The organism is Paraglaciecola aestuariivivens, assembly GCF_052983255.1.
Window position 1 is genome coordinate 46,266 of sequence record NZ_JBRKBA010000007.1, and the last position, 20,082, is coordinate 66,347.

Annotated in this window: 16 protein-coding genes; 9 read left to right on the forward strand and 7 right to left on the reverse strand. The window is 39.1% G+C overall.

Annotation, left to right across the window (positions count from 1 at the left end):
* The first annotated feature begins 32 nt into the window (after positions 1 to 32).
* Positions 33 to 1,832: a M61 family metallopeptidase gene (locus ACVCDT_RS11815; protein WP_447132988.1), complete on the forward strand. Its 1,800-nt coding sequence runs from the start codon at positions 33 to 35 to the stop codon at positions 1,830 to 1,832.
* 113 nt (positions 1,833 to 1,945) lie between these two features.
* Positions 1,946 to 3,985 (forward strand): S9 family peptidase, encoded by a 2,040-nt coding sequence (locus ACVCDT_RS11820; protein ID WP_447132989.1) that lies wholly within the window; start codon positions 1,946 to 1,948, stop codon positions 3,983 to 3,985.
* A 64-nt stretch (positions 3,986 to 4,049) separates the two neighbouring features.
* Here the strand turns inward: ACVCDT_RS11820 and pdxR are convergent, their stop codons facing one another.
* Complete coding sequence (gene pdxR, locus ACVCDT_RS11825) at positions 4,050 to 5,516, reverse strand: MocR-like pyridoxine biosynthesis transcription factor PdxR (protein ID WP_447132990.1); 1,467 nt, start codon at positions 5,514 to 5,516, stop codon at positions 4,050 to 4,052.
* 92 nt (positions 5,517 to 5,608) lie between these two features.
* Between pdxR and ACVCDT_RS11830 the strand changes: the two genes are divergently transcribed.
* From ACVCDT_RS11830 to ACVCDT_RS11860, 7 genes are all read left to right on the forward strand, one after another.
* On the forward strand, positions 5,609 to 6,202 hold the full coding sequence (locus ACVCDT_RS11830) for a GNAT family N-acetyltransferase (RefSeq protein WP_447132991.1): 594 nt from the start codon (positions 5,609 to 5,611) through the stop codon (positions 6,200 to 6,202).
* Between the two features lie 18 nt (positions 6,203 to 6,220).
* Positions 6,221 to 6,844 carry an FMN-binding negative transcriptional regulator gene (locus ACVCDT_RS11835; RefSeq protein WP_447132992.1) on the forward strand — a complete coding sequence of 208 codons (624 nt, stop codon included), beginning with the start codon at positions 6,221 to 6,223 and terminating at the stop codon, positions 6,842 to 6,844.
* Between the two features lie 315 nt (positions 6,845 to 7,159).
* The gene (locus ACVCDT_RS11840; RefSeq protein ID WP_447132993.1) at positions 7,160 to 8,863 is read left to right on the forward strand and encodes a putative bifunctional diguanylate cyclase/phosphodiesterase; all 1,704 of its coding nucleotides are present in this window, start codon (positions 7,160 to 7,162) and stop codon (positions 8,861 to 8,863) included.
* Positions 8,864 to 8,928: 65 nt separating this feature from the next.
* Positions 8,929 to 9,477, forward strand: a complete 549-nt coding sequence (locus tag ACVCDT_RS11845; protein ID WP_447132994.1) for a vacuolar protein sorting family 37 protein — start codon at positions 8,929 to 8,931, stop codon at positions 9,475 to 9,477.
* 56 nt (positions 9,478 to 9,533) lie between these two features.
* Positions 9,534 to 10,961, forward strand: a complete 1,428-nt coding sequence (locus ACVCDT_RS11850; RefSeq protein ID WP_447132995.1) for a sensor histidine kinase — start codon at positions 9,534 to 9,536, stop codon at positions 10,959 to 10,961.
* 95 nt (positions 10,962 to 11,056) lie between these two features.
* A complete protein-coding gene (locus tag ACVCDT_RS11855) occupies positions 11,057 to 11,239 on the forward strand; it encodes a DUF2986 domain-containing protein (protein ID WP_447132996.1) in 183 nt (60 codons plus the stop codon).
* Positions 11,240 to 11,423: 184 nt separating this feature from the next.
* Entirely contained in the window at positions 11,424 to 12,263 is an 840-nt protein-coding gene (locus ACVCDT_RS11860) for a bifunctional allantoicase/(S)-ureidoglycine aminohydrolase (protein WP_447132997.1), read from the forward strand.
* A 70-nt stretch (positions 12,264 to 12,333) separates the two neighbouring features.
* Here the strand turns inward: ACVCDT_RS11860 and ACVCDT_RS11865 are convergent, their stop codons facing one another.
* The 6 genes from ACVCDT_RS11865 to ACVCDT_RS11890 all read right to left on the reverse strand — a co-directional run bounded on the left by ACVCDT_RS11865 (position 12,334) and on the right by ACVCDT_RS11890 (position 19,982).
* Positions 12,334 to 12,840: an ureidoglycolate lyase gene (locus tag ACVCDT_RS11865; protein WP_447132998.1), complete on the reverse strand. Its 507-nt coding sequence runs from the start codon at positions 12,838 to 12,840 to the stop codon at positions 12,334 to 12,336.
* A gap of 51 nt (positions 12,841 to 12,891) precedes the next feature.
* Complete coding sequence (locus tag ACVCDT_RS11870) at positions 12,892 to 13,590, reverse strand: SOS response-associated peptidase family protein (RefSeq protein WP_447132999.1); 699 nt, start codon at positions 13,588 to 13,590, stop codon at positions 12,892 to 12,894.
* Positions 13,591 to 13,654: 64 nt separating this feature from the next.
* Positions 13,655 to 14,767 carry a GGDEF domain-containing protein gene (locus tag ACVCDT_RS11875; RefSeq protein WP_447133000.1) on the reverse strand — a complete coding sequence of 371 codons (1,113 nt, stop codon included), beginning with the start codon at positions 14,765 to 14,767 and terminating at the stop codon, positions 13,655 to 13,657.
* A 207-nt stretch (positions 14,768 to 14,974) separates the two neighbouring features.
* Complete coding sequence (locus ACVCDT_RS11880; protein WP_447133001.1) at positions 14,975 to 16,069, reverse strand: mechanosensitive ion channel family protein; 1,095 nt, start codon at positions 16,067 to 16,069, stop codon at positions 14,975 to 14,977.
* Positions 16,070 to 16,204: 135 nt separating this feature from the next.
* Positions 16,205 to 19,075: a M14 family metallopeptidase gene (locus ACVCDT_RS11885; RefSeq protein ID WP_447133002.1), complete on the reverse strand. Its 2,871-nt coding sequence runs from the start codon at positions 19,073 to 19,075 to the stop codon at positions 16,205 to 16,207.
* 142 nt (positions 19,076 to 19,217) lie between these two features.
* Positions 19,218 to 19,982, reverse strand: a complete 765-nt coding sequence (locus tag ACVCDT_RS11890) for a substrate-binding periplasmic protein (protein WP_447133003.1) — start codon at positions 19,980 to 19,982, stop codon at positions 19,218 to 19,220.
* Positions 19,983 to 20,082 lie beyond the last annotated feature (100 nt).

The window sequence follows — 20,082 nt, forward strand, 5'->3', positions numbered from 1 at the left end:
CTTTTAGCAGTCAATTTTAAAAAGAGAACACCATGTCAAATGATCTTTGCCCCATTCACTACCAGGTGAGTATTGCTTCCCTTGCAGGACATTTATTTAATGTTCGTTTAGATATTCAGCATCCCAACCCAGAGGGCCAGCTTCTTACGCTGCCTGCTTGGATCCCTGGTAGTTATATGATCAGAGACTTTGCCAAAAATATCGTTCAAATTTCAGCGGTAGATGAACAAGGCCAGCCGTTAACGATAAAAAAGGTAGACAAACAAAGTTTTAAAATTCAACCAAGTTTGACGCCTATTTCAGTGACCTACCAAGTTTACGCCTTCGATCTATCGGTACGAGGCGCTTACATTAATGATGAAATTGCTTTTTTTAATGGCACTAATTTATTTTTGGCGGTAGAAGGACAAAGCGATTTACCTTGCCAGATGAGCCTAATTAAACCCTCAGACTCATCCCTCTCTCATTGGCAGGTAGCAACCACTATGCCCTGTCTTAACCAAAAGCAAGAAGGGTTTTGTCGCTTTAAGGCTCAAGACTATCAAGATCTTGTGGATCACCCAGTACTAATAGGCGAATTTGAACGCCATTGCTTTAACACCTCAGGGGTCGAGTTTGAATTAGTCTTGGCCGGTGGTCACCAAGCTGATGTATCACGTATTACCGCTGACTTAAGTAAAATATGTGCGCATCATATTGCATTTTTTCAGGAACCAGCCCCGGTTTCTCGCTATCAATTTATTACCTTGTTAACTGATAACGCTTTTGGTGGTTTAGAGCACATTAGTTCAACCGCCTTAATGTATAGCCGCAATGATTTACCAAGCCTAGCCGAAAAACACAAAATGACAGAAAGCTATCAAAGCTTTTTAAGTTTATGCAGTCATGAGTTTTTTCACACTTGGCATGTCAAAAGGATCAAACCGCAAGAATTACATCAAGCTTCGTTATTAACCGAGCAATACACTGAACAACTATGGATATATGAAGGCTTTACTAGTTATTACGACGATCTAAGTTTATTCAGCGCTCATGTTATCGACCAGAACCAGTATTTAAGCGTAGTTGGACAAAACCTTACTCGTTTATTACGTAACAAAGGGCGCTTTAAACAAAGCGTGACAGAATCAAGTTTTGACGCTTGGACCAAGTTTTATAAACAAGATGCCAGTGCCATTAACCACATAGTCAGTTATTACAATAAAGGGGCCGTAATAGCTATGTGCCTAGACTTAATGATCCGCTTTAAAAGTCAAGATCAACATAGCTTACAAGATGTCATGCAATTTTTATGGCAAGAATATGGTAAAAAAAATCGAGCAACGGCGCCTGATGTCATACAGCAAATTTTACAGCATCAGCTGAAGCTAAATTTGAACGATTTCTTAGAGCAGGCTTTATACAGCACTGAGGAGTTACCAGTAGCTGAAATACTTGCGGAATTTGGTATCAGCTTAGACTATCACAGTAGAAACAACTTTGAAGATAAAGGTGGAAAACCCGCAGAAGAGCCACTTGAAATAGAGTTTGGCGCGCAATTTAAAGCAGCGGACATAGGCATTGAAATCACTCAAGTAACAGAACAAAGTGCGGCCTATCAAGCAGGGTTGATGGTCGGCGATCTGGTGATTGCGCTAAATCATTGGCAGATAGATAAAACCAACCTAAAAGCACAGTTAAATAACCTAGAAGTTAATCAAAGTTTTGCTATGCACATTTTACGCGATAAAAAATTAAAGCAACTAAGCTTTACAGCACAGCAAGCAGCTAAAGATACCCTGAGTTTACGCATTAATGATCCAGAACTGTGTCAACTCTGGTTATCCAATTAGCTTTACTTGACTTATTTAAGCAAAGCCGTTGATATTTACTTTCCCAAACAAAAGGATTAAGACAGATGTTTTCTAAAATGGCATACCACTTGGCATTAATAAGCTGCTGCATTTTGAGTTTTCACTCAGCAGCTGCAACACAGTCCACGGTAAATCCAGCACATATACAAATTTCAGATTACTTGGATTTCGAACGAGTCAGCAACGCACAAATATCCCCAGATGGCGCACATATTCTTTATGCGCGAAGTCGTGTCGATAAAATGCATGATAAATTTGTGTCTACTATTTGGCTGATGAAAGCCGATGGCAGTGAAAAACGCCCATTAATAGATGGAAGCGCAGCATTTTGGTCACCCGATAGTTCGCGGATTGCCTATTTTGCAAAAGATGAACACGGACGAACGCAAATCTTTGTGCGTTTTATTAATGATGAAGGAGCGACTATACAAGTTACCTCTTTTGAACACGCACCACGTAGTTTAGCTTGGTCGCCAGATGGTAAGCAGATTGCATTTGTGGCTAGGGTGCCGATGAAATCCAATTGGACAGTGACCCTTCCTGATAGACCCAAAGGCGCTAAATGGACAGAAGATCCGCCTATAATCGATAGCCTACATTATCGCCAAGATCGCGTAGGTTATACCAACACAGGTTACGACCATATTTTTGTGGTCCCTGCCTTAGGCGGCACAGTTAGGCAGTTAACCGATGGAGAGTGGAATGTAGGACGCCGCAGAATAGGCAGTATTGCCACTGCCCCTACTTTATCTTGGTCACCAGATAGCAGTGTTATTGCATTTGATGGACTCACAGAGGCACAAACAGCACAAAATTGGTCGGTAAGTCATATACATTTAGTTAAGCTCGCCGATAAAAGCCTAGTACAACTTACCACCGGCAATGGTCATTATGCCGAGCCACAATTTTCGCCAAACGGCAAATATATTGCCTATGTAGGCTACCCTGAGCACAACACCTCTTATCCGGTGTCAGATTTATATGTGATGAGTCACACTGGTCGAGATCAAACTGCCCTGACAAAAAATTTAGCCGATGGCCCTTCGTCTATTCATTGGTTGGCCAACAATAAAGAAATTGTATTTACTATGTCTGCAGCGGGTTCTCGCAATATTCATAAGGTCAACTTAAAAGGCAAAATGCGCGATATTAGTACAGGCGCACAAGTTATTTCTCTATTTAATTTGGCAAAAAACGGTATGGCGGCCTTGTCAATCACCACCTCTGATAAGCCTACTGAAATTGCAGTTACTAAGGTTAGTTCAGCCTCAGCAATACAAAGACTTACCGAGGTGAATGCAGATGTTCTTTTGGGCAAAACCTTAGGACAAGTTAAAGAAATTTGGTACCAAGCAACTGCTGAGACAGGCGAACAAGCTAAAGTACAAGGATGGGTGGTTTTGCCGCCAGATTATGATCCTAAGCAACGTTATCCACTATTATTACAAATTCATGGTGGACCTCATGCCATGTATAACAGCGGCTTTAGTTTTACTTATCAGGAGTTTGCCGCTCGCGGATATGTGGTTTTGTATACCAACCCTAGAGGATCAACTGGCTACGGCATTGAATTTGCCAACGCAATCCGACACAGATACCCAGGACCTGTAGACTATGCAGATTTAATGGCTGGCGTAGACAAAGTCATTGAAGATGGTTATGTAGATGCAAATCGACTATTTGTTGCAGGCTGTTCTGGTGGCGGGGTGTTAACCACTTGGATAATTGGGCAAACCGACAGATTTAAAGCTGCCGCCGCACTATGCCCAGTGACAAATTGGATAGGTATGTCGGGTACCACTGACGTTGTTGCATGGTTATATAACTTTTTCCCTGCTCCCTACTGGGAAGATCCTACACCATGGTTAGCGCACTCAACCTTAATGCATGTGGGCAAAGTGACAACTCCCACCTTATTAATGACTGGTGATAAAGATCTTCGTACCCCTATTGGCGAAGCAGAAAGCTACTATGCCGCGTTAAAAATAAGAGGCATTCCTACTCGTTTAGTGCCAATGCGCAATGAATATCATGGAACCGGCTCGATCCCATCTAATTATCTACGCACCAACCTAATGTTGCGTAAATGGTTTGATGAATTTGACCCGGCTAAAAGCGCCACTAAACCTTAAAACCTAACCAATACACATGATAAAAAGCAAGTTCCAAGAGCGCGGTTTCTCTTGGTTCTTGTTTTTAGTCTGTTAGTTGTTGCAATAAATCCATTAAAGCGTGAATACCTTTAGCAAACTTTTGCTCATCCATAGCTGCAAAGCCTAATCTAAAATGATTGTCTGAATGGTTTTGTTTTGACAACACAAATTGACTTTGATCTTGAATATATACGCCTTGCTCCAACGCCAGCTTGGCAAGCTGTTTAGCGCTAATAGGCTTAGATTGCTTAGCCTTAAGCTTTATCCATAATGCCATGCCCCCGTCTGGCACCGCAAAATCCAGTTGTTTATATTTAGACAATACATTAACTGCATGATCGCGTCTTTGTTGATTAATACGAGTCGTTCTTCTTAAATGCCGAGCGAACCCGCCATTTTCCATCCATTTTGCCAATGCTTCTTGCATTAAAACGTTAGTTTTATGGGATAGCATCAATCGATATTGGATCACCGCTTTAGCCATACTTGCACTTAATGCCATAATGCCTATTCTTGCGCCAGGGAACATGACTTTCGAAAAACTTGATAGATAGATCACTAATTGTGCAGGATCATTAGCAGCCATAGGAGCTAAAGGTTGACAACGATAGTGAAACTCGTGGTCATAATCATCTTCAACAATTGGGATCTGGTACTTTGTTGCTAATTGATAAATCGCCATACGTCGACTTACCGACAGCGTGATTGTGGTTGGATATTGATGTAAAGGGGTTAAATAGATTAAGCGAATATCACCTAAAATAATTTTTGCTTCTAAATCTGCTGGATTGATCCCCTGTTCATCTTGCTTGATCCCAAGCAACTCTGCACCAGTATGACTAAACGCGGCTAAGGCTGGGGGGTATCCTAAATTCTCAACTGCCACTTTGTCGCCTTTTTGCAATAACAATTGTGCAACTAGATATAATGCTTCTTGAGAGCCATTTGTAATCACAATCTCGCGCCCACTAATTGCTCTAGAGTGACGTAAATACTTAGCTACCTGTTCAATTAAAGCAGGTGTACCAGCAACTTGCCCGTAGCCCATTTGCTCTAAGTTCGGGCGTAATAAGGCCTGACTCATACAACCTTTAAACTCGGTAAAAGGAAAGCGCGATAAATCAGGCTGTCCACCAGCAAAATTAAAAGTTATTGGCATATTGGGCACTTGAGGAATGGCCGGTAAGTTGCGAACTAATCTATAGCTATGTGGATTTACAGAGGGAGTGGTGCAATGGTTGGTTTTAATACTTTGTTCTATAGGTAGGAACTGCACAACCTTATACCCTACCCTTGGCCAAGACTCCACCCACCCTTCGGCAACTAATTCAGCAAACCCTTTCATTACAGTATGACGATTTAAATTTAAATCTTGGCTGAGACTTTTTACCGATGGCAAAGCATCCCCTGGCTCAAATTGACCATGTTGAATGGCAACTCTAATAGCGTCTGCCAGTTGTAAGTATTTGGCTTGATGTTCGTGAGAGGGGTGCAAATATAGCAATTTCACTGGTCTACTTAAAAAGTAAAAACTGGTTGATTTAATTAAACCAGAATTAACGCATTATAGTCTAACTTATTTATTAAAATTGGAGATTAAACATGCAAGACAATGTCATTTTAGATGATCAAGTCGTTACTCTAATGCCCATGCAAAGGCAGCATATTGACCCATTGTATGAGGCCGGCAAGTTTGCAGAAATATGGCAATGGACCACTGAGCCTTATTGCTTAACTCGCGCATCGACAAAGGCTTGGGTTGAATTTTGTTTAGCCGAAAAACAAAAACAACAACAGTACCCTTTTGTTATTTTTGATAAGAAACAAAATACTATTGTAGGTTCAAGTAGCTACCTTAATATTTCAGAAAATCATAAATGCATAGAAATTGGCTACAGTTTTTTAACCCCTAATGCCCAAGGCAGTCAAATTAATAAAAGATGCAAATGGCTATTACTTAATTACGCTTTTACAACACTTAATTTTAACCGTGTGGCGTTTCAAACTCACGAGCACAATCATACCTCTAGGCGAGCAATTTTAGCCTTGGGTGCAAGTTTTGAGGGCATCTTACGCCAACATAGAATTTTACCTAACGGTCAAACCCGAAGTAGCGCAGTCTATAGTGTTATACAATCAGAATGGCCACAGGTAAGCCAACTCATTCAAACAAAACTCCACAAGTCTTTAATTTAACTTAGGTGCAATTAAGCCATGTTTACAGCTACTCCTTATAAAATGACCGACTCTCAACAACAACTTAAATTTATTCAGCAATTTGGTTTTGGCATTGTATTCTCCTCAGGCCAATCCCTCATAGCGACCCATGTGCCTTTTGTGTTAAAAGCCAATGAAGGTAAACAAGGGGTGTTATTTAGTCATTTAGCTAAGGCTAATCCACAGACTAAAGAATTAGACAACAACCAAGTATTGGTGGTGTTTAGCGGCCCCCATGCATACATTTCACCTAATTGGTATACGCAAAAACCCGCGGTACCCACCTGGAATTATTCTGCAGTCCATGCTTATGGCAAGGCCAAGTTATTAACGCCTGAAGCAACCTTAGCTTCAATCGATGATTTATTGGCACACTACGAACCTAACTTGTTAAATCAGCCAGAGGTTGTGTCACCTGCTCATAAGGAACGCCTGCTAGCTGGCATAGTGGGAATTAAAATTGAAATACACAATTTGCAAGGTCAACATAAGTTAGGTCAAGATCGTAAACAGGCAGATCAACAGTCAATCTTTCAACAATTAACTCAATCTCAACATTTACATGATCGCGCCCTAGCTGAATATATGCAGGCTGAAAATATAGGAATGGGCGTAAAATAAGCTTTTTAACTTGTTTGTTGAAAAGAACAACTCCCAGAGTTATTTAAAGCAAAACCTAAGTATGAATAAAGGCAAAAGTTTTGGTTGATTTTTAACCTAAACATAGCAAAATAGTTATTTCTCACATCCCACTGGGTACAAGGATGTTGGTCAAAAAACCAAACTTAGTAGAAAATTAACAAATTAAAACAATATTTTATATCTTGGTCTACGCTTACACACATAGCAAACTAAAATAATAATTCGGCAATATCCAATAGCATAGAACCCCCTATTTAAATGGGGAAAATGGAATTAGGCAATATAGGAATATGAATGAATATTTTAATTGTTGATGATGATGAAATCGATACGGCATTAGTAAAAAATGCCCTTGCTTCTGCGTTAAATGCAGAACATCACATTGAAGTAGCTGATTCAGTTAAAAAAGGCATTGAATTAATCGATAGCAAAGCGTTTGACGTTATCTTGCTTGATTACCATTTACCAGAAGTCAATGGCATAGAAATGATCATTGATATTCGCTCCCGCCCCCATTTAGGCAATACTGCCATTATTGTTATTAGCGCTGCGCAAAATCACGAAATTGAACTTGAATGTATCGAAGCGGGTGCGCAAGATTTTATCTCTAAAACCGAAGTGTCACACTTACGCCTACACAAAGCCATTATTCATTCTAAAAAACGTTTTGAATTAGAACAAAAAATGCAGGCCAGTTACCTTGCTATAAAGACCATGGCCGAAACCGATCAACTGACAGGTTTGTATAATCGATATTACTTTAACGAAAACCTAAGATTCATGACTGAAAGTTGCAAACGTTCAGGCTTGTCTGTTGGTATGTTAGCTTTAGATATTGATAACTTTAAGCATATTAATGATTCACTTGGCCACCAAGCTGGTGATCAGCTATTAATTGCCTTTGTTGCTCGTATTAAAGAGTGTCTGCGCACTAACGATGGGTTTTCTAGATTAGGTGGAGATGAGTTTGCTATCACCTTACCCGAAATACATTCTCTTGATGAGGTAAATAATGTTGCCTCGCGTATTTTAAACTCCACCCATCAACCTTTTGTTATTGAAGGAAACCGAATAAATTGCTCTTTAAGTATAGGTGCAGCCTTATATCCCAATGACGCTAAAAACCAAGTTGAATTAGTAAAGTGTGCTGATATCGCCATGTATCGTGCTAAGCAACAAGGTAAAAACACCATTAGGTTTTATGAATCTCATTACCAAAGAGAGTTTAACCGTCAGTTTGTGATCCAAAATACTATTAGCGATATTGTTAAGCAGTCTAATTTTCGTTTGTTTTATCAACCCATTTTTCATGCGCACCAAGATAATATTAAAGGAGTAGAAGCCCTAATTAGATGGCCAGACACTCAGCCTTTTTATACCCCAGACGAATTTATTCCCATTGCGGAAGAGTCTAGGCTAATTAATAAAATTGGGTTATGGGTGATTAATACCAGTTTTAAACAACTAGCGTATTGGCAAAAAACTTACGATAAAAGCTTATCTTTATCTATCAACATTTCCGCTGTACAGCTGCAAGATGCTGATTTAGTTGATATATTGCTCAGCGAAGCAAAAAAGTACGGCATTTCCCCAAAAAGCATTATTTTGGAAATAACCGAAACTGCATTGCTTAACAATAACGAGCAGACCCTTATTATATTAAACGAACTTTCAGCTGTAGGATTTGTCATTGCACTTGATGACTTTGGTATGGGTTACTCGTCTATTTCGCATTTACATAGTTATCCCATCGACATTGTAAAGTTAGATAAATCTTTACAAGAAACCGAAGGGAAAATGGAAAAACGTAAAGGAGTGTTAGAAGCTGTGGCATTAATGCTAAAACTATTAGATTTTATCGTAATAGCAGAAGGCATTGAAACAGACACCCAATTGAGCATGTGCCATCGCTTAAAAATAGATAGGATCCAAGGCTACTTATTGGGTAAGCCGGCTCCCGCCAATGAAATTGAAAATATTTTAGAGAACTCAAAATAATTACTTAGTCTTGCGAACTTAGTCAATTCATTTCAATAACTAAAATCTATAAGAAAGGATGTCCAATGCAAGAATGGTTTGAACAATTTGCCAACCCTAGTTTTATGCCGCACGGACACTGTTACGCATGGCGACCAGATATTTTGTGGACCCATGTGATCTCAGACGTAGTGATTGGCCTGTCTTATTATGTTATTCCTTTAATTTTAGGTGTGTTGTTGTTTAAACGAAAAGACACTGTGCCTTACAAAGAGCTGTTTGGCTTATTTATGGCCTTTATCTTTTTTTGCGGTACCACCCACTTTGTATCCATATATGTTACGTGGTATGCAGCCTACGAATATCAGGGATGGCTAAAAGCCTTAACCGCTTTTACTTCATTGCTTACAGTCATAGTTTTGGCGCCCAAACTTCAAGAATTAATTAAACTTCCAGAAGCCAAAGAGAACTATCTCAAAACCTTAAAAGAATTAGAGGTGTTACAAGAAAAACATCAACAAATGAGCTCGGTTTACACAGCTACATTAGAAAGAGAAGAGCGCATTATAGAATTAAAAAAAGAAGTCAATGATTTAATGGTCGAACTTCAACGCATTCCAACCTACAAAGTATAGAGTCTTAAAGTGCTTCTATTTAATGGTTGGTATTGGGTCAGAGTGATAAATAAATAATGAATAGCAAAAACACTATTTTAACCACTTTGCTGATGTTTTTTATTACTTTAGAAGTGCTGATTGCTTTAGATTTTGTTTCGAAACAAGATGAAATGCGCAAGCAGCGCGTGGCTATGTTTGACAACTTTATCGCTTTGCAAAATCAAATTGGCTATGTGGGCTTAATTCATAACTTTAAAAATGCCATCTTGCGTCCAGAGGATCCAAGCTACATTCAAAAAGCCCATAAAAATATTTACCTTGCAATAGACATACTTAAAGAGATTGAGTCTTCATCCAGTAGCGCAAATGGAAACATCTCTATGCCACATACCTACGCTATGATATCTGCCTATCAGAAAAGATTATCAATTTTACCTAATTTACTTGCTCAAGGTTTAAGTGTTAGAGAAATTGATCAACGCTTGCGATTTGACGATCAACCTTCTCACACAGAAATTCAACATACTGCAGAAAAAGTTACCAAAGATATGGAAAGCAAACTAGCAGACTTAAGCTACCGCAGCTTAAAGTTTGGTTTTATTGTGCTACTAGCTTTGTTACTAACCATAATATTGCTCATTCGCTTTTTCTTTAAAGAGCAGCAACAAGCACTACATCATAGTCAACAATTAAATGAAGAAATGGAGAAGCACAAAGCAGACATGTTGCGCTCTCAGTCTATTCTACTCAGTGTGATGCAAGATGTTGAAAAAGAAAAAGGTCAAACTCACGCGTTAAACGACCAACTCACCCGAAAAAACAAAGAAATGGAACAGTTTATTTATACGGTTTCTCATGATTTAAAATCTCCATTAGTGACCATAAGTGGTTTTACCCAAAAACTGCTATCTGAATTAAATTCCGATTTAAGCGACGAACAAAAACACCGTTTTCATAGAATCACTCAAAATATTAAAAACATGGAAGCTTTGTTAACTGATCTGTTAGATATCTCAAGAATTGCCCAACAAGCCATTACTACCATGGCAGTTGATATTAAAGGCTTAATTGCCAGACAATGCCGGGCCTTAGAAGAAGAGATCAATAATAGCCATGCCACTATTCAAGTGGCTAAAGAATTACACAAGGTCAATGCCAATCCTAGATTGTTCTCAGAGGCCTTATTAAATCTCTTAAGTAACGCCATTCGATATCGCGACCCATCAAGAAAATTAATTGTAGAAATATTTACTACTCGTACTGCTGATTCAACCATCATTCATGTTAAAGACAATGGTATTGGTATAGATCCTAAATATCATAAAGTGGTGTTTGATATTTTTGAAAGCTTATCTAAAGAAGAAGGCACAGGTGTAGGCTTAACCATAGTCAAAACTATCATGCAAAAACACCATGGCGAAGTGTCACTCGCCTCAGAGTTAGGTGCGGGCTGCTGTTTCTCGTTAACTTTTCCAGATGCCATTGATGACGATGATGTTTAAACTTTACTGTTAGGTTTTTTAGTTTTTATTCGATAGTGTTAAGTCAAATCATCACTGACAATGGTAAACTGTTTCTTTAGAAGTGTGAGAAAAATATGAACAGACGCAAAAAAGGTAATCAAATATTAAAAGCCCGGGCTAAAAAAGCTAAGGCTAAACTCTCTGGAAAACGTAAACCTAAGTATATAAGCAAAGCAGAAAGAGCCCAAATGACTGAACAGCCAGAATCAAATAACGAGTCTAACCTAAGTGCAGAGAACGCCTCACCAGCAAGCTAGAAGTTATTTTTATTTAAAATATAGTTGAGAATAATTGCATTCGTCAGCTAAGCCAAAGGCCATATATTTTCTACTCTTTGCTTGTGAAAATCCTGATAAAATACCCTTAGTTATAAAATACTATTAATGTCCATTAATTAGCGTGTTTAGTTTTCATCAAAACTTAATGGCGCAAGGAACAAAAATGTCGAATAAAAAAAACCATTATTACTCTCCTCCAGGCGGCTTGCCTGCCCAAACCCAATTATTATCAGATCGGGCTATTTTTACTGAAGCCTATGCCATTATTCCTAAAGGGGTATTAACCGATATTGTGATTAGCTACTTACCTTTTTGGCAAGGTATGCGTATGTGGGTTATAGCTCGCCCTCTTAGCGGTTTTGCTGAAACCTTTTCACAATACATTGTTGAGTTAGCAGCTGGAGGTGGATCAGATAAACCCGAATTAGACCAACAAGCAGAAGGGGTTATTTTTGTGGTTGAAGGGCAAATTACCCTTACGATTGAAAGCCAAGAGCACAATTTATCCGCTGGAGGTTATGCCTTTTTACCTCCCAAATGCCAATGGACTATTCATAATCATGCCAGCGATAAAGCAAAATTTCATTGGATACGTAAAGCCTACCAATATGTTGAAGGTATAGAGCCACCAGAGGCATTTGTTACCAGTGATCAAGAAGTAGAGGCCATTGCCATGCCAGATACCAATGGCGTTTGGAAAACCACTCGTTTTACCGAACAATCAGACATGCGCCATGATATGCACGTGAACATAGTAACGTTTCAACCAGGAGGGGTGATTCCTTTTGATGAAACCCATGTGATGGAGCACGGTTTATATGTGCTTGAAGGTAAAGCAGTTTATCATTTAAATGGAGAATGGGTTGAAGTAGAAGCGGGAGACTTTATGTGGTTAAGGGCGTTTTGCCCACAAAGTTGTTATGCAGGCGGTCCAGGGCCATTTCGATACTTATTATACAAAGATGTGAATCGCCACATGCCTTTCATCAGGCCTAAACACTAAAGCTAAGTTAGCTAGGGCAACTAACACTTGCCTTAGCCTATCTATCTCAAGTTTGTTTAATCAGACATTATCAGTCAATTAACTTAAATTGGTAATCTTCAAAACTATATTCATCACAGTTATTGCCAGGGCCTGCTCTGTCTATCATTACAAACATTTTGCCCTTTTCATCAGCCATAATTGGCATATGCCACACTCCCCTATGGTAACTAAAGCCTTGTTTTCCATTGGTCACAAAAGCTTGTAAATCTTCAGCTTTAACCGAGTCGCCTTTGGCCGCAACCACAGTGTAAACTGGTGTATTAAACATAGGAATAAAGGCCTGACTTCCCTTGGGATGACGTTCTATTAAATTAAATAGATGCGGTAAAGTACAAGGCTGCTTAACACTGGCCAGACTGATAATAGTGCGCCCTCCGTCAACATAATCGGCATCAGCAACGGCTAAGTTGTGATAACGCTCTACAGTGTTTTGATTTATTCCAAAATGTTCGGCGCCTGACGTTTCTATAACATCACCATATGCTGCAAAGGCTTCTTTAGTTAAAGGTTGCGCCTTTAGAGTGAGTGTTTTCATGCTTGACTCATTAACTTAACAATAGCCTTCTATATTAACTAAAAAATGGCATTATTGCTTACTTAGATCAGAAGCTAAAAATACGGGTTCAAAGCTCCTAAAAGGCACCTTATCTTTATAGGTTTTCACTCTTTGCACTTGTAAGTTTGGGTACAGTGTAGGTACTGCTAATACCTGCTCAATGGCACTATGTTGTTGCACATTTTTACTTAACCAAAGCTTTAAAAACCCGTCATCTGGGGGTAAAAAACCTGGAAAAGCCTTATCGTGATAAGGCTGCATTTTTTCATGGGCATCACGAGTGATGACTGCACAACTATATTGTCCATTGGGGAATTTTTGATATAAGGCACCTAATACAAACACATCATCACTTTGCATATAATATTGATGTTTAGTTTTTCCTACTTTTTTAGACTCCCCTAACCCTGTTGCTAAGACTATGGCCCTTTGATGCATTACGGCATGGCGCCAATAGGGACTGTCTAAGTTGCGTGCATTGAAAGTTGTGCGATTACCCACCGCAAGTCCACCGTCAGAATAGCTACAATCAAACCACCAAGTCGCAGATACTTGCTTTAATTGTTGCTCTTCTTCAATCACAATATCTATGGTTCGGCTACTATCTTGCCCAAAGGCAGGGTAATAACGTTTAAAAGTTGGGTGCAAAAATTGATTGGCAATTTCTCGCTCTGGAAGCTGCATTATAGGTAATGCTCGCTCTCCGTTTACTTCTATATACCCGCACATGATGAGATGTTCTCTTTAGACAAATTAAGATTTAGACAACGACATTTAAGTATCTAATACAGCATTAGGGGTTTTGGTGTACCACAACTTTATTCCTGCCCTGGTTTTTAGCTTTATATAAAGCCAAGTCAGCTTGCTCTATTAGTTGTCGAGGATCCATTTTATGATCAGGTTGAATGCTAGACACCCCTATGCTGGCAGTAACGGGATAGGACTTACCCTCAGAAACAAATGGCTGTGCTTCAATACTTTTTCGTAACTGCTCAGCAATGTCCACAGCATCCTGAGGCTCTTTTTCGACTAACAACAGCACGAATTCCTCACCACCAAAACGTGCAGCTAGATCGGTTTTACGTTTACTGGTTTGGTTAATGATGTCAGCCACGTGCACCAAACAAGCATCACCTAACAAATGGCCATAGTTATCGTTAAAGGTTTTAAAATGATCAACATCGACTAACAACAATGAAAGTTTAAGGTTTAACCGACTGGCATAGTCCCATTGTTTTTCTAATTCTTGATTAAAGTACCCTCTATTATAAATAGAAGTAAGTGCGTCAATTGAGTTTTGTTTTTCAAGTTGCTTCTTTTGCTCGTCTAACATTAACTCAACTTCAAAGGCACGAGTGTATTCCTTTCCTGCTCTTATCCCCATTAGGGCAATAAACCCCATAAACACCAAAATCATCATGGCAAATGGCAATTTATCCTCAATGACAATACCAGCAATGATAGAAGGGGCTAATAATACGCAAAGATTTGTTAGGGCCAATTTCATTCTTGGGATCAAGGCCACCACCGCCCCACTGCAAATGCCACCAATAGCTAACATAGTCACATTTATTAATGTATCAAATCGCTGATCATAAATAGATAAAGCAAAAAACACACTTAACACCCCTGCATGGCTTAGGGATAAGCATTCAAAAAGCCTGCGCCATAAATTGGCAGAGTAGGAATAAAGTTGGCGAGTAAAATACCAATGAATCGCCCGCAAGGTACTGATTGCAAACATGCTAAGTGCAAACACTATACTCAGATCGGGTTGCATAAGATGGAATTCAAAAGGCCAAAAAACCACAGGTAACATGAGTGCATATACCACTATGCCAGTTTTCGACCGCCTTAATAAATCCATATCAATACGCTTTTGAATCGCTTTATCTTGTTTAATCAATATAATATTCTTAATAAAAATAGTTAGATGAAGGCGTACTATTTTGCCCAACTACTGACATTAAATCATCAGTGTCAACTTTAAAAAAGTTGAATAAAAACAACCTGATAAATCTTCATTCAAGCACTCATTAAGCTAGCCATGAAGTTAATTAAACCCTAGTCTACTTTCACTTAAGATTCAAAAACTAAAAGGCTTAAATTAGCTTTAGTTTTCATTGTCATTTTTATGCTCTGGCCACTCTTTAATATAAAGATCCTGCTTAGTGTAAGGAATTTCAATATTGTGAACTCTAAATTGTTTTAACACTTGGCAATTGAGAATATCTATTACTCGTCCTCTAGTTTCAGGCTTTTCTATCCACACTAACAATTCAAAATCTAAAGCCGAGCCACTAAAACGTCTGAATCGCACTCTAGGCTCTGGATCTTCACACACCAAAGGTTCATTTAAGGCTATATCCATTAGTACTTGTTTAACCAAATCAATGTCAGCGTTATAGGCAACTCCAATTGGAATACGGCAACGCGACTTTTCATGGGGGCCACCGGATTCATTGATAATTTTAGCGTTACCAATGACAGAATTAGGTATAGTTATTTCAATGTGCTCGCGGGTAAACATGCGGGTACTACGAATGCCAATATGGGTAATTTCACCACGTTCGCCAGAATCCAAAACCACATAATCCCCCACTTTATAAGGGGCGTCAGCCATAATAAAAACCCCAGAAAACAAGTTAGCTAAGGTATCTTTTGCCGCAAACCCCACAGCAATACCAACAATGCCAGCCGATGCTAACCAAGCTGTCATATCAACATCCCAGGTAGTAAAAATCAGATACACCGAAAAAATGATAATGATGATATTAAGTAGATTTTGAAATAAAGGCCGAGTTTTATGGTTAAAGCTATTAAAACGCGTAGGGTGAATAACTAAACTTTGCAACAATACCTGACTGCCTTTTAATACAAACACAGTCCAAATAATCACCGCCAAGCTTTTAAACAGAGAAGTAAAAATATAGAAGTACAATTGTTCAGGCTGAATAATAAACAACGCACTGGTTAACCCAATTAAAAATACTGAATAGTAAATTGGTCTATGTAATAAATCTAACACCCCATCTGCCCATTGGTAATGTGCACGTTTTACTAAGTACCTTAACCCGGCAACTAGGCCATATTTAAATAGCGAAGCCACAGCAAAAGACAACAACACTACCATCAAGGCTTGCAGCCAAGGTTGTTGGCCAAAGGTACTTAAATAGGGAGTGATATAATTTTGGAATTGTTCAAACATCTTGATCATAAAATTAGTAAAAAAGCCATCATAGCCTATTTTAGTGAATTGAAAAGTCTGGCATTTTCCCTTAAAAAAGAAAAAAGCCGAGCAAAACGCTCGGCTTAGTTACAATAAACAAAATTACCACTTAAATTATAAGTTCACTTTGGCAGAAGTTCCTAAACCTGGTCCATAAACTATGGCGTTTAACAACAACCTATTAGTTCCTCGAGTAGCGCCCCTAAAGTTTGGTTGGCCAGCAAATAATATTATCTGGCCCCTGCCTATTCTTTCACGCGTTAGGTAAGCCCCATTCGCAATACGTTGCGCAGCCTCTGGCCAGAGTAATCCGCTCATTCTAACTTTTAACTCTTGGCCTTTAGGTAAGGTATACCAACTTGGAGCTTTAGATTTGCTATCTTGCTCTGAGGGCTTTTCTTGCGTTGTATAAACCCCTACCCTTACAACTGCATCAGCACTTTCTGGCGCCATCAATACTGGGTATTTAGCAAACAACAAAGGTAAGGTTGAGTTAACCCCAAAGCTTAACCAATGCTGTTGATCAACTCGACCTGCCACCATAGCTCCAGATGGCATAAACAGTTTTTGCCAAGCATTTCGTTGTTTTAACTCGTCTTCTTTACGTTTCTCTGGGGCATCATCCCAAGGATAAGCAAGATCAGTTTGTAAGTCGTACTGCATAGATAGTAGTTGCGGATCTACTTTTTGCTCGGCTAACCATTGTCTTTGCAAGGCTATATCGTAACTTTGTGGTTTGGCCAAAATATTGTCGACTAGCTTAACCTTACCTATGCCTTTTTCAGCTGCTAATGCCTTTGAAGAAGAGTCGTGAGCAATAAGGGTACCGCCTTGTTTTACCCAGTCGGTTAACGCTTTCTTTTGCCCATCAGACAAACTAAAACTACTAGGTAAAATCAACACGTTGTAACGTCTAAGATCTGTATAGTTTAAGCGGGCTTTATCTAATTGGCTGTGACGAATACCTAAATAAGTATCTAAGCCCCACCAAGTCGCGCCCACATCATAGCTACGAACGTCATCGTGACTAATTAATCCAATTTGTGGACGAGTCAGTAGTTTCACATGACTGCCTCCCCAATCAGGCATCTCACCTACCCCAGCGCCTCGGGTTAAAGACTGAATATCTAATGACAACTCTGATGCAGTGTTATTTAAAATACTGATTAAATCTTTGTTGCCTAGATTATCAGTCACAGTTACCAAAACTGAACCTCTTGTGACGCCTATGTTTTCATACTGACTGGCTTTATCCAGCACCCGCACCACTACTCCCTGCTCCATTAACCTAGCAGCAAAGGCTACAGAGTTGTCATCATTGCCATTTACAGCCCATGCAATAGCATTAGACTTAGCTTGATTTAAACTAGGCTGCTTAGCCAGTAATTGATAAGGGGTTAAGTTTTTAGTTAGATGCTCTGGCACGGTTAAGGCTTCTAGCCCATACATCATAGACAGGTTCCATGCAGAGGTATCGTACATAATAGAGCGACCTTCTCTAAGAATTTTTTGACGCTCTTTTTCTAAGGTTTGAGGGTGAATTTGCGCTTCAAACTCCATAATAGCTGCCAATAAGCGCGCTTCTGGTTGACGATTGGGAACCACTATACTGCCTGCCGGTAGCGTGACATCGCTTAGCTTTTGCCCCAATTGATTAACTGCCGATTTAACTTTTATATTCTTATCAGCCACAAAGACTTCTATATCTTGAGCCAATAACTTTTCCACTAACCCTTGAGTACGAGATTTATTTTGATTTGCCAAAATAACAAAACTACGGTTGGCATAAGGGCCTTTTTTGGCCACGTTATTTTGACGCTGTTGCCAATAATCTTGATACATTTCGCGACTATAACTAGCTAGAGTCTCTAAATTGGCAAGGGTACTAACAAACTGATGATGAACCGACTCTTTGTAAGTTTGCACTGTTCCTTCTGGGCGCCTTACGCCATCTTCTGCCATACGAGATTGTTCATACAAAATATGTACGCTGCCACGGTACTCTGCATAATTTGAATAACCTGGATACCAGTTTTCAAACCACTCACCTGTGTAGTAGCGCCAACCACGCTTATCAAAGGCTAAGCTTTGCTCATCAGAGAATACTTGTGCCCACTTTTGCACACTAGGATCAATATTAAAGTTTAAAGGTTGTCTTGGCGGTCCCATCAAAAAGGTATCTTGCGAGCCCATTTCATGACCATCAATCATCAACTGCGGACGCCATTGATTAATTAACTTTACCCGACCTATGGTTTCAGGCTGAGTTAAGTAGAAAAAGTCACGATTTAAATCAAAAAAGTAATGATTAGTACGTCCGTAAGGCCAATCGCCATTGTGTAACAATGATTGGTCATCAACATTTGGCGCGGTACCTCTGTATTGCTCAAGAGATTTAGCAAATCTTGCACGTCCATCTGGATTCATCATGGGGTCGATGATCACAATCATGTTATCTAACATCTCGCTGACCTTGTCTGACTGAGACGCGGCTAAATGATAAATAGTGGTTAAAGCTGCATCAGCACCAGAAGTTTCATTACCGTGAATAGAATAGGCCATCCAAGCGACTGCTGGTAATTGTGAAATAATACTTTTAGCTTTAGCAGAAGAAGTATTTCTAGGATCACTTAGCTCATTCAATTTTTGTTTAATTTGCTCTAAATTTGCTAAGTTTTTGGGGCTAGAAATAATCACCGCAAATAACGGACGTCCTTCATGGCTTTTAGCGTATTCAATGACTTTTAACCTATTACTTTGCTGTTTCCACAGGTTAATGGCTTCACTAATTTGTGCTGGTGATGCCACACGCTGGCCAATTGCAAAGCCTAAAATAGTATCAGGATGAGTTATCTCGCTGGCATATTCATCTGTTAATAAAGTGCCAGAGTATTGTAAATCTGGATCACTGATAGGTTTCATCAATAAACTGGCTTGTACAGCCGTTGTTAATAAAACACTGAGCAAACACAATAAAAATCGCATGTTAGGTCCTGTTGTTAGTTTGTTTATTATTTCCGTGAATTTAAGAGTAAAAATGGTATGAAATGCATATAAATACAAATTTTGTTGTTTAATAAAAAGTTAAAAGATGCGCTTTATAACCTTCTAATGTTTTTTAAACGCTTTAGTTTATCTGTGGCATTTGCGCTAAAAAATGATATTTAGCGTAAATTTTGCTTAGTTCACCGTTTTTGGCTAAATCTCTCATGCCCTGATCAAACAAGATCTTTAATTTTTGACCTCTTTGATTATTAGTAAATATCATATAAAGCTTGAGGGAACTGATGTCATGCAACTCAAATTCTTTACGCTCAGCTAGCTCATTAGGCTCAGTTTGGTAGTTATCTAACCAGGCTTGATGCAGCGCTTTTGTATCAACAAAATAATCTGCTCTACCCGAAAGCAACATTTTATATGCGGTTTTACGCTCCAATACCGAAAAGCCTTTAATTAAACTTTTATAATGCTTAGGAATGATTTCTTCTTCATAGGGGCTAGCCCAAACCGCAACGTAATTTTGCAAAGAGCCCATATCTTGAAAGTCGAGCCGATCTTTTATCAAAAGAATACTAATTGGCGGAGCCAAAATAGCATTATTTGGGCTTAGATAGCCTTGGGTTACACTAGTCGCTCCAGTCATATCAGCCGAGCCGTTTTTAACTTCTAACAGTGAGCGTTTCCAAGACACATGGTCAACCTGTAGTTGGTGCTCTTTAAATACCGCTTTGATAATGTCGTTATATAAACCAGTACCATCTTTATTGGTATAATTTTGCCATGACTCAGTTACCCAACGGATAGACTCAGCCTGGCTTAGGGTACTAGATAACCCACAGAGCAAGATGCACAAAATGTGGGGTAATTTATTGTTATATTTAGACCTAAGCATTTAATTTAAATAAAGTTATGTAAAGTCAGCTATACCTTAAACCGCATCGAAAAGAAAAGCTACAATTGAAAAATAAACAACCAAAAGAGTAGCAAAGTTT

Excerpts from the sequence above, each read along its gene's own strand:
- ACVCDT_RS11815 (WP_447132988.1), top strand. The coding sequence starts at position 33 with ATGTCAAATGATCTTTGCCCCATTCACTACCAGGTGAGTATTGCTTCC.
- ACVCDT_RS11830 (WP_447132991.1), top strand. The coding sequence starts at position 5,609 with ATGCAAGACAATGTCATTTTAGATGATCAAGTCGTTACTCTAATGCCC.
- ACVCDT_RS11835 (WP_447132992.1), top strand. The coding sequence starts at position 6,221 with ATGTTTACAGCTACTCCTTATAAAATGACCGACTCTCAACAACAACTT.
- ACVCDT_RS11840 (WP_447132993.1), top strand. The coding sequence starts at position 7,160 with ATGAATATTTTAATTGTTGATGATGATGAAATCGATACGGCATTAGTA.
- ACVCDT_RS11845 (WP_447132994.1), top strand. The coding sequence starts at position 8,929 with ATGCAAGAATGGTTTGAACAATTTGCCAACCCTAGTTTTATGCCGCAC.
- ACVCDT_RS11850 (WP_447132995.1), top strand. The coding sequence starts at position 9,534 with ATGAATAGCAAAAACACTATTTTAACCACTTTGCTGATGTTTTTTATT.
- ACVCDT_RS11855 (WP_447132996.1), top strand. The coding sequence starts at position 11,057 with ATGAACAGACGCAAAAAAGGTAATCAAATATTAAAAGCCCGGGCTAAA.
- ACVCDT_RS11860 (WP_447132997.1), top strand. The coding sequence starts at position 11,424 with ATGTCGAATAAAAAAAACCATTATTACTCTCCTCCAGGCGGCTTGCCT.
- ACVCDT_RS11865 (WP_447132998.1), bottom strand. The coding sequence starts at position 12,840 with ATGAAAACACTCACTCTAAAGGCGCAACCTTTAACTAAAGAAGCCTTT.
- ACVCDT_RS11870 (WP_447132999.1), bottom strand. The coding sequence starts at position 13,590 with ATGTGCGGGTATATAGAAGTAAACGGAGAGCGAGCATTACCTATAATG.
- ACVCDT_RS11880 (WP_447133001.1), bottom strand. The coding sequence starts at position 16,069 with ATGTTTGAACAATTCCAAAATTATATCACTCCCTATTTAAGTACCTTT.
- ACVCDT_RS11885 (WP_447133002.1), bottom strand. The coding sequence starts at position 19,075 with ATGCGATTTTTATTGTGTTTGCTCAGTGTTTTATTAACAACGGCTGTA.
- ACVCDT_RS11890 (WP_447133003.1), bottom strand. The coding sequence starts at position 19,982 with ATGCTTAGGTCTAAATATAACAATAAATTACCCCACATTTTGTGCATC.